Source organism: Streptomyces sp. KR80 (assembly GCF_052245555.1).
Classification (GTDB): Bacteria; Actinomycetota; Actinomycetes; order Streptomycetales; family Streptomycetaceae; genus Streptomyces.
Genome location: NZ_JBQQCD010000001.1, coordinates 177,070 through 190,023, shown reverse-complemented (window position 1 = coordinate 190,023; position 12,954 = coordinate 177,070). Strand labels below are relative to the sequence as shown.

The 12,954-nt window shown below is 67.2% G+C and carries 11 protein-coding genes; 7 read left to right on the top strand and 4 right to left on the bottom strand.

Translation table 11 applies throughout. The features are described from left to right. Nucleotides 1-84: 84 nt before the first annotated feature. Genes ACTWQI_RS00855 through ACTWQI_RS00845 form a run of 3 tightly spaced genes read right to left on the bottom strand, consistent with a single transcriptional unit; the run spans nucleotide 85 to nucleotide 3,223 of the window. Nucleotides 85-981, bottom strand: a complete 897-nt coding sequence (locus tag ACTWQI_RS00855; protein WP_443266421.1) for a carbohydrate ABC transporter permease — start codon at nucleotides 979-981, stop codon at nucleotides 85-87. Then, nucleotides 978-1,877 (bottom strand): carbohydrate ABC transporter permease, encoded by a 900-nt coding sequence (locus ACTWQI_RS00850; RefSeq protein WP_443267133.1) that lies wholly within the window; start codon nucleotides 1,875-1,877, stop codon nucleotides 978-980. The genes ACTWQI_RS00855 and ACTWQI_RS00850 overlap by 4 nt, the downstream gene beginning before the upstream one ends. A 32-nt stretch (nucleotides 1,878-1,909) precedes the next feature. Further along, nucleotides 1,910-3,223 (bottom strand): ABC transporter substrate-binding protein, encoded by a 1,314-nt coding sequence (locus ACTWQI_RS00845; protein ID WP_443266419.1) that lies wholly within the window; start codon nucleotides 3,221-3,223, stop codon nucleotides 1,910-1,912. A 329-nt stretch (nucleotides 3,224-3,552) separates the two neighbouring features. Here ACTWQI_RS00845 and ACTWQI_RS00840 point away from each other — a divergent pair, with 329 nt between their 5' ends. From ACTWQI_RS00840 to ACTWQI_RS00815, 6 genes are all read left to right on the top strand, one after another. Beyond that, nucleotides 3,553-5,124, top strand: a complete 1,572-nt coding sequence (locus ACTWQI_RS00840; RefSeq protein WP_443266417.1) for a glycosyl hydrolase family 28 protein — start codon at nucleotides 3,553-3,555, stop codon at nucleotides 5,122-5,124. 179 nt (nucleotides 5,125-5,303) lie between these two features. Further along, nucleotides 5,304-5,468, top strand: coding sequence for a hypothetical protein (locus ACTWQI_RS00835; protein ID WP_443266415.1), 165 nt, complete (start codon nucleotides 5,304-5,306; stop codon nucleotides 5,466-5,468). Further along, on the top strand, nucleotides 5,465-6,706 hold the full coding sequence (locus ACTWQI_RS00830; protein ID WP_443266412.1) for an enolase C-terminal domain-like protein: 1,242 nt from the start codon (nucleotides 5,465-5,467) through the stop codon (nucleotides 6,704-6,706). Before ACTWQI_RS00835 ends, ACTWQI_RS00830 begins: the two co-directional genes overlap by 4 nt. Before the next feature lie 54 nt (nucleotides 6,707-6,760). Beyond that, a complete protein-coding gene (locus ACTWQI_RS00825) occupies nucleotides 6,761-8,017 on the top strand; it encodes a hypothetical protein (RefSeq protein ID WP_443266410.1) in 1,257 nt (418 codons plus the stop codon). A gap of 148 nt (nucleotides 8,018-8,165) precedes the next feature. Further along, nucleotides 8,166-8,414, top strand: a complete 249-nt coding sequence (locus tag ACTWQI_RS00820; protein WP_443266408.1) for a Tn3 family transposase — start codon at nucleotides 8,166-8,168, stop codon at nucleotides 8,412-8,414. A 77-nt stretch (nucleotides 8,415-8,491) separates the two neighbouring features. Continuing rightward, nucleotides 8,492-8,914 (top strand): hypothetical protein, encoded by a 423-nt coding sequence (locus ACTWQI_RS00815; protein WP_443266406.1) that lies wholly within the window; start codon nucleotides 8,492-8,494, stop codon nucleotides 8,912-8,914. On the opposite strand, the gene ACTWQI_RS00810 is transcribed toward ACTWQI_RS00815, so the two are convergent. After that, a complete protein-coding gene (locus ACTWQI_RS00810; protein WP_443266404.1) occupies nucleotides 8,895-9,335 on the bottom strand; it encodes a hypothetical protein in 441 nt (146 codons plus the stop codon). The two genes, ACTWQI_RS00815 and ACTWQI_RS00810, sit on opposite strands and share 20 nt — an antisense overlap. A gap of 795 nt (nucleotides 9,336-10,130) precedes the next feature. Here ACTWQI_RS00810 and ACTWQI_RS00805 point away from each other — a divergent pair. After that, the gene (locus ACTWQI_RS00805; RefSeq protein ID WP_443266402.1) at nucleotides 10,131-12,764 is read left to right on the top strand and encodes a glycoside hydrolase family 97 catalytic domain-containing protein; all 2,634 of its coding nucleotides are present in this window, start codon (nucleotides 10,131-10,133) and stop codon (nucleotides 12,762-12,764) included. Nucleotides 12,765-12,954: the final 190 nt, after the last annotated feature.

Sequence of the window (12,954 nt, the reverse complement as noted above, 5' to 3'; positions counted from 1 at the left end):
AGGTCACCCCGCAGCAGTGCGGGAAACGCTACTGCGGGGTGACGACGCTCCGCGCCGGGGTCGGTGTGGATCAGGCCTTGTGGATCAGCCCTTCGTCGCTCCGGCGGTAATACCTCGGATCATGGAGCCCTGCAGGCAGAAGTAGACAACGAGACTGGGAAGCAGAGCGATGAGGGCTCCGGCGAGCACTGCCCCGGAACCGACGATGGGGTCGGTGCGCATGATGGACAGGGCTACGGTCAAGGTGTAGTCGCTGGGATCGTTGGCGGCGATCAGAGGCAGGAGATACTGGTCCCAGATCATCAAGAACCCGAAGATGCCGATGACGCCGAGGGCCGGGCGGCACAGGGGCAGGATGATCTGCCAGAGCATCCGCATCTCCCCGACACCGTCCAGGCGTGCCGCTTCCTCGATTTCGGCAGGGATCTCCTTCATGAACTCGGCCATCACCAGGATGGAGAAGCCCCAGAGTCCGACAGGGAGGACGATGCCCAGCAGAGTGCCCTTGAGACTGATGCCGAGGACCGGAAGCTCCCCGATGACCAGGGACAGTGGGACTGCGATGATCTCCTCGGGCAGCATCATGGTGAGCAGGAAAAGCGACAGGACCAGGGCCTGGCCGCGGAAGCGATGGCGAGCCAGAGCGTAGGCGGCCAGTACGGAGACGGCGATCTGGAGCAGTAGTCCGCCCCCCGCGACGACGAGGGAGTTGGCGAAGTACCCCCAGACGCCGCGGTGTTGTGCCACCTGGAAGTTCTGCAGGGTTATGTCGCCCGGCAGGAGGGACAGCGATGTGGTCTTTGCGTGGGCATCGAAGGTGCCACTGAGAATCACCAGGAAGGGGGCGGCGAAGATGAACAGGGCAAGTGTGCACAGGGCGATACGGAGGACGAGCGCGGGGCCCAGGCGCGGAGTCCAGCCCAGGGCGGTGTCGAACCTGTCGGCTTGCGAGCCATGCCGGCTGATGCTGGAGGTGCTCATCGGTCGGCCTTTCGCCGCAAGAGGTTGACGGCGAGGGTCAGCAGCACAGTCACGGCTAGCAGCAGCGCGGCGGCAGCGGAGGCGACACCCAGGTCATTGCGTTCGAAGCCCAGAGAGAAGACGCGCGTCATCCATACCTCCGTCGATCCTGCCGGTCCGCCGCCGGTCAGCACGTAGACCTCGGTGAAGATGCGCAGACTGCGGATCGCGGCAAGGGTCAGCACGATGGTCATGGCGGGCCGCAGCGCGGGCAGCGTGATGTGCCGCAGTCGTTGCCAGGTCGAAGCACCGTCCATGGCGGCGGCCTCGTAAAGGGAGCGGTCCACCGAGGTCAGCCCGGCCAGGAAGATCACCATGTTGTAGGGGGCGCCCATCCATGTCCCCACCGCCATGACCGACACCAGCGCACTGTCGGGGCTGTCCAGGAACGGCAGCGGGCCGATGCCCAACGGGCCGAGGACGCTGTTGATGAACCCGTCCGGTGTGGGTGAGTACAGCAGGCGCCACAGCTCGCCGACCACCGCGGTGGCCGTGACCACAGGAAGGAACACCGCAGTGCGCAGTATCCACAGCGATTTCGCTTGGCCCTCGAGCAGCAGGGCGAGCAGGGAGCCCACCGCGATGGCGCCGGCGGTCTGCCCGAACCCGAGCAGCACGGTGTGCACGATCGCTGTGCGGAAGCGATCGTCCTGGAGCACCTGCCCGTAGTTGTCCCAGCCCACCCATTGGTCACCCAGGAAGGGCTGGACGTCGTAGAAGCTCATCCGGATGCCCTTGAACATGGGGATGAACTTGAAGTACAGCGCGAGCAGCAGAGCGGGGGCGAGCAGCAGCCAGGCAATCCAGGGGCGCCGCAACGGGCGGCGGCGCTTCGACCGCTGAGGGCGAGGCGCCATGCGGGCCGTCGGCCGGTCGAGGACGGGTGCGCTCACTGCAGGTCCTGCCCCGCAAGTTCGCTGTTGATGTCTTCGTGGAGCTGCTTCAGCTCGGAGGAGATGTTGTCGCTGCCGCAGTCGGACAGGATGCGGTTGAGGCCCTCGGCCGTGGTCTGCTTGACCGCGGTGAAGTCGATGTCCTGCGGGAATGCCTTGCTGTCCTGGTCGTACTGGTCTTGGACGAGCTGCCAGCGCTCATCGCCGTGCTCGCGGGCGGCGTTCAGCGTGGTGCTGACGGGCAGGCGGACCACCGGCTGGGTGGCGCTGTCCATGGCGATATTCTGTGCTTCGGGAGAGATCAGGAACTCGGCCAGGCGCTTCTGGGCCGCCGACTTCTTCGATCCCGCCGCGAGGTAGATGGTCTCGCCGTCCGCCAGGGTGGTGCTCGTCTTCGGGCCCTTGGGCGTGGGGATGATCTCGTACTTGTCCTTGCCGAGCTGCTGGTCGAAGCCGGCCATCATGTAGGGCCCGGTGAGGTAGATGCCAGCCGAACCTTCGTGAAAGTGGGGGGCGTTCGCCGTTGTAGTGGTGAGCGCGCCGGGCTGGACGTTGCCCTTGGTGCAGAACTGCTTCTTGATCCAGGTGACGGCCTCGGAGGTGCCGGGGGAGTCGATCGCGCTGCGGTAGGTGTCCCCGCTCTTCTTCACCAGGTCGCCTCCGGCCTGCCAGATGTAGGAGGCCGCCCACCAGGCGAGATAGCCGCGCTCCGTGCCACCGGGTGCGACCATGCCGTAGGTGTCCTTCTTGCCGTTGCCGTCAGGGTCCCGGGTGGCGAAGGCGGTGGCCATCCTGGTGAGGTCGTCCCAGGTCCTGGGCACCTTCAGGCCCAGCTTCTCGCGCCAGTCCTTGCGTATGTAGGTGTTGAACGCCTGGCGGGAGAACGGGACTCCGTAGTGCTTGCCGTCGAGCCCCCGGGTGAATCCCCAGTCGGTGTCGGAGACGTCCTCATGGCTCTGGACGGACTTGGGCTCCACGGGCAGCAGGAGGCCCTGGGACTGATAAGTCCCGAGGAGGGACGCGTCGTTGATGAAGAGGTCAGGCAGGTTCTTCGAGGACGCCCGGGCCTGCAGCTGCTTGTCGAACTCGATCACGGGCTGGTAGTTGACCTTGATTCCGGTCTCCTTGGTGAAGGCCGCGAACACCTTCTTGTACGTCGCAGCCGGCTCCGGTGCGCTCCGGGTCCACACCTCAAGTGGCGCATCGGCGGCGCGCGACGCCTCCTCGTTCAGCCCGCAGGCGGTGAGGGTGCCCAGGAGGCCGGTAAGTGCGAGGGCAGCGAGGGGCGTTCGGAGAGAAGAGAGACTCATCGCGGCTCCGTTCAGATGCGTGAATCGATTCATGACTATGAACGTCCGCAGAGATTAGGTGGCCGTCGAGAGCGTGGTCAACGTTGAGCGCAGCGGTGTTGGTTTCTGTTTGACAACGTTATCCTCCATGGCGAAGTGACCAGCAAGTCCCAAGACTTTCACCCATGGTGGCCACAGCGTGCGGCGGGCGCTGTGCCGCCGTCTCGCCCGAAGGGACCCGCATGAGATCTTTGAATCGTCAAAACTCGGACCGGCACGCACCAGTCAGATCGGCAGTGGGGGGCCGTCGGCTCTCCCCGTCCCCGGTGACAGCCTCACGTTCATTCGTCGTGGCGTCTCTGGTTGCCGTGCTCGCGGCGCTGTTGGGCATGTCCGGAACCGCGCAGGCCGCGGCACCGGTGGAGGTCTATCCCGTCCAGTCCATCTACCAGTTCTCCACGGACTACCGGCTGACGGTGAACGGCCAGCAGGTGCCGGTCACGAAGTACCCGGGCTACGACATCGCTCAGTTCGCCATGGGGGCGGGCGAGGCCAAACTGGCCGTCACGAAGCTCAACAACACGAACATCGGCTCCTACAGCATCAGTCCTGCGAAGCTGAATCTCCCGGCCTCTACGAGTGGCTCCACGCTGACCTTCACCGTGCCGAACCACGAGTACCTCATCGTCAAGGTCGACGGCCGGCCCCGGCTGGTGATTGCCATCGACCCGCTGGAGACCGACCGCCCGCCCTCCAGCGGCACCGGAGTCTTCAACGTCCGCCGCCCTCCCTACTCAGCCCAGCCGAGCACGAGTGTGTACTCCACCACGGCTTTTCAGAACGCCCTCAACGATGCCGCCGCATGGGGCAGCGCCAACGGTAGGCAGGGCATCGTGTACGTTCCGGCCGGGGTGTACACGCTCGGCAATCTCTACCTGCGCAGCAATCTCGCCTTCTACCTCGAGCCAGGAGCCGTGCTGCGCTACACGGGGGAGCGAGATCACTACGACGTGCACTGGCGCAAGAACTCCCAACAGCGGGACATCACGTGGTTCATCTCCACCCGCTACTCGTCGAAGAACATCAAGATCTACGGGCGGGGGACGATCGACGGCAACGGGAAGGCCGCGCTCCAGCCGGGCAACCTCGGGGTGAACCTGCTGACGCCCATCTACACGTCGGGGTTCAAGCTGGACGGCATCACCTTCCGGGAGTCGAGCAGCTGGGCGATCATGCCGACCCGGTCCACGGACATGACCTTCCGGAACATGAAGATCTTCAACCGGTTCGACATGGGCGAGAACGACGGCATCGACGTCATGGAGTCTACGAAAGTCACCGTCACCCACGCGATCGGCATCGGTCTTGACGACCCGTTCTCCACCAAGACCTGGGACAACAGCGTCGACCTGTTCGCGAAGGTCCCGGGTAACCCCAGACCGCTCGACGACGTCGTCTTCGACGACCTGGTGTCCTGGACCTACTGCTACGGCGTCAAGGTGGGCCAAGGGGTCATGCAGCCGCAGTCCGACGTCACCTTCAAGCATGCCGTCATCTACGACGCCGCAGTTGCCCTCGGAGTGCACCACAAGTACGGGTCTGCCGAGGCGACCAACGTGCGCTTCGAGGACGTCGACATCGAGCGGCTCAGCTTCTCCAACGACGGCAACCGCACCTGGTTGGCGCTGTGGACCGGCAACAGCCACGGGGTCGGACCGGTCAACGGTGTCACCATCTCCCAGGTGAAGGTGCGTAATGCGGGAACCACCGCCGCCCGCATCAACGGCCAGCCGGATGCCCTGATCTCGGGTGTCGTCCTCGACCGCGTGGTGATGCCCGGCAGCACTCAACCCGCCAGGACTTTGGAGGAGATGAAGCTCACCAATCTCTCTCACCACGGCCCGATCAAGATCACTGGGTGAGGCAGAGACGGCAGACGTCAGACGGCAGACCGGTGTGAGCAGGTGCCGCGCCTGCTCACACCGGCTCCTCCCGTCGCTGTCGGGTCAAGTCTCGCTTGGTGTGGCTGTCGAAACGTCTTCTGACGTTTCGTTGATGAATTTGCCACGTGAACGCTGATCATGATTATGAACGAGGTCTCATGGGTTCATTCCCTTCCAGCCCAGCGACACAGATCACCGCTACGGCCATACCAAGCGGACCGGATCCCTTCGACGGGGTGCCGCTCACCGATCCCACGGCCGAGCACCCGTCGCGCTTGGAGAAGCTCATCGCCCACGGCATCACCCTGGCGGAGCGCTCATGAAGATCGTAGACGTCGTCGTCACGCCCATCGCCTTCCGTGACCCGCCACTGCTCAACGCCACAGGTGTGCACGAGCCGTTGGCCCTGCGCTGCGTCGTACAACTCCACCTGGATGACGGCACGATCGGCCTCGGCGAGAGCCCCGGCGGCCGCGCCGAGACCGACCGCCTCATCGCCGCGGCCGAAGCGGTACGCGGTCTGGACGTCTTCGCCACGAATGCGGCACGACAGGCAGTGCACGACGCACTCCGTCCCACTGTGCCGCGCATCGAGGACCGCGACGGCGCATGGGCGCCCCTGGAAGTCGCGTGTCTCGACGCCCAGGGAAGACTCATGGAGCGCCCGGTGTGCGATCTGCTCGGCGGCCCGGTGCGCGACTCCGTGCCGTTCAGCGGCTACCTCTTCTACAAATGGTCCGAGCACCCCGCGCTGGACGGCCGCCCGGCGATCGCGGACGAGTGGGGCGAGGTCCTCGACCCTGATGGGGTCGTCGCCCAGGCCCGCCGCATGATCGAGCTCTACGGGTTCCGCTCCCTCAAGCTCAAGGGCGGAGTCCGTCCACCCGACGAGGAGGTGGCCGCGGTGCGTGCCCTGCACGACGCCTTCCCGCAGCTGCCGCTGCGCATCGACCCGAACGCCGCCTGGACTGTAGAGACGTCGCGGCATGTGGCCCGTGAGGTCGAGGGCTTCCTTGCATATCTGGAAGACCCGACGGGCGGGATCGCAGGCATGGGCGAGGTCGCCCGGGCCACCGCCGTACCTCTTGCCACCAACATGGTGGTGTCGAACCTGGAGCACATCAGGCCGGCGCTCGAGCACAGTGCCGTGCAGGTGCTGCTGCTCGATCACCACCTGTGGGGTGGCCTCCGGCGCAGCCGCGGACTTGCCCTGTTCTGCGAGGCGTTGAGCATCGGGGTGTCCATGCACTCCAATTCCCACCTGGGCATCAGTCTGGCCGCAATGACGCACCTCGCGGCATCCGTGCCGCACCTGACGTACGCCTGTGACACGCACTATCCGTGGAACGCCCCCGACGACGTCGTACGCTCCGGGGCGCTGCGCTTCGTCGACGGCAGTGTGCCGGTGCCCACTGGTCCCGGTCTCGGCGTCGAACTCGACCACGAGGTCCTCGATCGCCTGCACCGCGTCTATCTGGCCTCCGGCCGCGACCGCCGCGACGACACCGGCTACATGCGCCGCATCGATCCTGCCTACGACCCGGCGCTTCCTCGCTGGTGAGCACCACACCGCGTACGGCACCGCGACCGCCAGGCCTTTCGAAAGGAACACTCCGTGACACAACGCCGTGCGCGTCTGGAAGCATGCCTGTGGCTCACGCCCAAGATCTTCGATGACCTGGCCGTGCCCGAGCTCGCCATCGAGGAGTTCTTCGACCATCACGCCGACTGGTGCGCGAGCCGCCACCTCACCGTCGTCTTCTGCGCCGGAAACGGCGACCACATACTCAACTACGCCGGTGACCGAGATGAGGGGTTCGACTGGGCCCGCTACAACTGCTACGCCCCCGCCCCGCACGGCAACGGGCCGGCGGCGCTGGCCCGCGCCCACAACGCCGACTGGCTGGAGCGGGTGCGCGAGGGTGGGGAACGCTCCTTCAACCCCTACTCGGCCGGCCCGATGTTCACCCTCTCAGAACAGCCGATGGACTACCGGCTGCTGGCCGGCGCGTATGACGCGGTGCGCCGGACCGCCGCCCGGCGCGGCCTCGACGTCACACTCCTCGAGTACCTCGAACCCGGGCCCGAGTTCTGCCGCAGCGAGTGGAAGACAGAGCGCCACCCCGAGGTGTCGTCCGCCGCCGCCGACGCGGGCGGCCACATGGTGCCCGGCGTCATCGACGTGACACTGCCGCTCGCCGCCGACGACCGCACCTACCGTGCATTCGCCGGCGGGATCTCCGGAGGACTCCTGGCGGGCGACTTCGTCGCCGCCCAGGCCGCTGCATTCACCGAGGACTTCGGACTGGATGGCGTGCTGCTGGGCAACCAGTTCGGACTCGTCGGCTTCTGGCACCCCGACAACGCACCGGAGCTCACCCACGACCGGGCGCGCGACATTGAAGGCTTCTTCGTGTCTATGCGCAAGGAGATGAACGACCGACTCGTGTACTGGATGGACACCTACTGGCGCACGGACGTCGAACGCTCCGTCTGGGGAATGACGGACACCTGCTACGCAGCCCTGGACGCCGTCCTGGTCAGCGATTTCGCCGTCCTGGTCGAACGCAGCGAGATCGTGCCGAACCTCCGCAGCAAGGCAGCCCTCCGCAAACCCGGCGAGGCCGGCCCGCGCGTCCTGCTCGGCCTCGACTTCGTCGATCCCTGGTACTGGTACCGCACACATCTCGACGACCGGCGCACCTACCTCTACCAGCGTGAGGTGCTGCGCACCGAGGCGGCGTACCTCGACGGCATCTCCTTCTTCGCCAACGACACCTTCGGCCAGTACGTGCCGCGCGCCCGGCTCGACGAAACACTCGAGGTCGTGCGCGCTGCCGACGCGGTCGCGCGAGTCCTCTCCGACACGTGATCGGCACAACACGCACGCCTTTGTGTACTTCCACGACTCGATGAGGTCGTAGCCGGTAACGAACGGGAAGGGCGCTGGTGGTTGTACTCGCCGCGCCGTATCCGCTGCTCGGCGAAGGCTCTCCAAGCCCCCCAGAAAGCCTCTCGCTATGTTCGAAAGCCTCGTCCACGTCAACACGCTGCTGCTTCAGCAGGTCCTCGCCGAGCCGAAGTGGGCGAAGAAGCTGTCGGACGAGGACCGGCGCGGCCTGACCGCGCTCTTCTGGCCCAACGTCAACCCGTACGGAACCTTCCGCCTCGACATGGACAAGCGGCTCGACCTCGCGTCGGCCTCCGCCGTTCCGCGCTCCCGCACCCCGGCGGACATCACCGCCCGGACGGCCACCGGGACACGATGAGGTGCGCGGTGCGCAGCGCCCGCTTCATGCGCTCTCCCGTTCGGACCGAGCGTCCTCTGCCTGAGAGCTGGTGTCTTGTGTACGACGCCGACCGAGACCCTGACAACAGCGGCGATTTCGCGAATCGTCTGCCCTTTCGCGCGACGCGAGAAGATCGCCGCACGCTTGTCGTCGTTCACCACGGGCCGCCGGTCGCCGACCCGCTCGTCGCCGGCCAGAGCTTCCCGGCGCTGGTGTGGGACGAGCGGTACGGGTGGCGCACCGCGACCAGCCGGCGCCATCCCATCGGCAAGGACACCGGCACCGCACCCGAAGGCGAGGGCATCCGCTACCTCGGTACCAGCCGCAAGCCCGGGCCGGCCGAACTGCTCGAGGCACTCGCCGACGGCCGCAAGGGCTCCAAACGCCCCAAGGTCTGGGGACTACGCCGACAGGTCGCCGGGCGGGCGGTCGCGGCCCACCCGGAGACGCTTACTCAGGTCACGCGCTCACCAAGGTGACCTCGAGCGGGAGGTTCGACGGCAGCTCGACGGCCGTCACGGTGACGGAGTGCGTGCCGCGATTCAGCGAGACGCACTGCGAGTCCCCGTGGGTGTAGAAGGTTCCCGGGCTGGGGGCGACGACGACATCCTCCAGCGCGAGTCCGTCCACAGAGGACGTGACTCGGGCGGCCGTTTCCGGGTAACTGACGCCGAACCGGAGCTTCCAGTGCCCGTTCTGGGGCACGTCGACGGAGAACGTCTTCGTGGCGCCCTCCTCGACCCAGCCTACGGCGACCTCGGACGCCGTGGCCTCGGACGCCGTCAGGTCGCTGGTCACCGCTGCCTGCGCCGTCATCCCCGTGGTCAGCGAGGCGAGACCGATCATGACTGCGGCGACAGACGCACGGAGACCAAGTCGCTTGTGACGTGTTGCTTCCATGGTGTGGGGGGCTCCTCATTTTGTGTTGGCTACAAAGAGATGTGGTCAGGACGAGAACGCTTGGCAAGGAAGGAAGGCCCTACAGGCATTCTCGAGAGCGCTCTCAGAATCGGGGTCACGAACGAGGAGTGTCAATGAATCTGACGCGACTTGCGTGACGACACCAGGTGGCCGGCTCAGAACGCCCGAGCCACCGACAGTGCCCCGCCGGGCAGGCGGACATGGTTGCGAACCCGACCCTGGCCTGCCGCCGGCCCCAGGGCCCAGGACGTGCCCGCGGCCGGCAGTCGTCGACGATAGTGATCTTGCCCCTCGTCTTCAGAGGGATCGAGCACATCATCACCCGCAACATCGGCCGGTAGACCGCGTACGCCGTCAACGACCGGCTCGTCGACGCGACAGGCATCCAGGACCTTCTGAGGTTCCTGGCCGAGCAGGAGGGCGGCCCGGACGATCAGATCCCAGTTGCGATCGAGATTTCGCGAGGACTCTCAACAGAGCTGACGTGGCGTGAAACTCCCAGAGTTGGCGCGCGAGGGCTTTACAGCACCAGAGCAACACTGTAGGGACTCTACTTGCGCCGTCCGAATACGTTTGAGCCTGTTGGCAGTTGAGCGGTTGGCAGCCGATCAGGAGCACGGAGAACGGGGCTCACGTGCGGAACGGCGCTGACAACGTTGCCAGGCAGGCTGCGCAGGCCGGCAGCCCAGCACACCGATGAGCTGTGCGAAGCGGAGGACTTTGATGCATATGGGATCGCTCCGGTCCAGACGCCCCCTGAGAGCGCTCACAGCCGTGTTGAGCGCTGTCCTCGGTGCCGGTGTGCTCGCGCCGCAGGCGCTCGCCGCCGACCCGGAGGACAGCGTGTGGACGGTCAACCGCCCGTCGCATTCACGTGGCCCCGGTCTCTCCGCCGACGTGGCCCTGGACAGCGGCAACGGCACACTGTCGCTCGCCGTCCGCCGGGGTGAAGCCAGCATCCTCGAACCGGCTCCGGTGGGTATCGTCACCGACGCGGCGGACCTGTCCTCCGGGCTCACCCTGCGCGACCGCACCGAGCGGACGGTGAACGAGCAGTACACGACCACGACCGGCAAGCAGCGGGAACGGTCCGTGCAGATGACCGAGTCGCGCTTCTCCTTCGCGGGCAGGGGCGGGGCGCTGATGGACCTGGTGGTCCGGGTCTCCGACGACGGGATCGCCTACCGCTACGTCTTGCCAAACCAGGGCGGGGTCACCGTGCAGCGCGAGACGTCGGCCTTCCAGCTGCCCGCCGGCTCCCCGGCCTGGCTGGGCCGATACTCCGTCAACTACGAGCGCCCCTACGACGAGACGACGGCCTCGGGCGCCCCCGTAGGCGACTACGCCTACCCGTCGCTGTTCCAGGTCAAGGACGACTTCGTCCTGCTCACCGAATCCGACGTCGACGGCCGGTACTCGGGCAGCCGCCTCGTCCACCGTGCCGCGACCGGACGCTACGACGTCGCGCTCGCGGACGAGCGGATCAGCTCCGACGGACCGCTGGCGACGCCGTGGCGCACCGCTGTGATCGGCGACCTGGCGAAGATCGCCGAGTCGACCCTGGTCGATGACCTGGCGCCCCCCTCCCGGATCGCCGACACGTCGTGGATCCGTCCGGGCAAGGTCGCCTGGTCCTGGCTCGCCGGGTTCGGGGAGGCTCAGCGCAGCCTGGAGACGCAGAAGCGGTTCGTCGACTACAGCGCGGCGCACGGCTGGGAGTACAGCCTGGTGGACGACGGCTGGAAGACCACGGACTGGATGCCCGAGCTCATCGACTACGCCACGGCACGGGGCGTCAAGATCCTGCTGTGGATGCACTGGACCGACCTCGACACGGCCGCCGAGCGCGAGGCGAACCTGTCCAAGATCCAGGAGTGGGGCGCCGTCGGCCTGAAGATCGACTTCATGGACTCGGACTCCCGAGAACGTTTCCGGTGGTACGACGACATCCTCGCGGAGACCGCCCGGCGTAAGCTGCTCGTCAACTTCCACGGCTCGACCATCCCGCACGGGATCCACCGCACCTGGCCCCATGTGCTGGCGATGGAGGCGGTGCACGGCGCCGAGCAGGGCGATGTCGCCGTCGACGATGTGGCCACGCTGCCGTACACCCGCAACGTCGTCGGCTCCATGGACTTCACTCCGATGGGCTTCCAGTTCGGGCAGCGCAACACCTCCGAGGCGGCCGAGCTCGCGCTGTCGGTGGTCTACGAGTCCGGCTTCCAGAACTACGCCGGATCCATCAAGGCCTACCGCGACCGCCCGCAGCTGGAACGCTTCCTGGAGCAGGTCCCCACCGTGTGGGACGAGACCCGGCTGCTCGCCGGTCACCCCGGTGACGGGGCGACGTTCGCCCGGCGCCACGCGGACCGCTGGTTCCTGGGGAACGTCACCGCCGGAGAGGCCGGCACCCAGCGGGTGCCGCTCCGCTTCCTCGGCGGCGGGCGCTGGCGGGTCGAGACCGTCCGCGACGGGCAGGGCGGGCTCGTCCGGGAGAGTCGGGTGGTGAACCCCGCCGTCGACACGCTGGAGGTTCCCACGGTCCGAGGCGGCGGCTTCGCCGCCCTGATCTGCAAGGACAGCCCGGACCGGCAGACCTGCGACGAGCCGGTGCGGCGCATCCCGTTCTCGACACTGACCGTCACACCGGAAAAGACCGACGCGGAACCGGGGACCTCCGTGGACGTCACCGGCCGGTTCACGGTCGAGGAATTCGGCCCGCTCACAGGCGTCACCCTGACCGCCACCGCCCCGGCGGGGTGGAAGATCGAGGGCACGGGCGCCCGCGCGGACGAGCTGGCCACGGGCCAGGCACTCAACGCGCAATGGAAGGTCACGGCCCCGGCGGACGCACCCCCCGGCTACACGGAGATCCCGGTAACGGCCGAGTACCGCGCCCCCTCCCAAGGAGCGGACGCCCCCGCGCTGCGCTCCGAGAGGTCCGTACGGGTCTTCGTCTCGCCGCCCGGTATCGACTACGCCAGCGACCTGCCGTTCGCCTCGCAGAGCAACGGCTGGGGACCGGTGGAGCGGGACATGTCCAACGGCGAGACCGGGAGCAGCGACGGCAGTCCCCTGCGCATCCGCGGTAAGGCCTACGACAAGGGCCTCGGCGTGCACGCCACCTCGGAAGTCACCCTCGACGTCCGCGGGTCGTACGACCGCTTCACCGCGCAGGTCGGTGTCGACGACGAGGCCGGAGACGCCGGCTCCGTCGTGTTCGAGGTGGTCGCCGACGGGAAGGTCCTTGTCCGGACCGGGGTGCTGACCCCCGCCAACGCCGCCCATCCGATCGATGTCGGCATCGCAGGCGTCCAGAAACTGACTCTGCGCGTCACCGACGGCGGCGACGGCGTCTACTTCGACCACGGCGACTGGGCCGACGCCCAGCTCCATCTGGCGGGCTGACGGCCCGTCCCGCCCCGCCCCGTCGCCATTTGGCCCTTCCTGCCCTCGGGCAGGAAGGGCCAAGCCTGCGGATCCACCCTCCCGGAAAGTCCCAGACGTTCCTCGAACCGCAACCGACGCGCCGACGGCAGCGTGCCGGAGTCCGAGCCGTGGCGCGCCCTGGAAGTCCTTTGCCAGCGAAGGGCAGTAG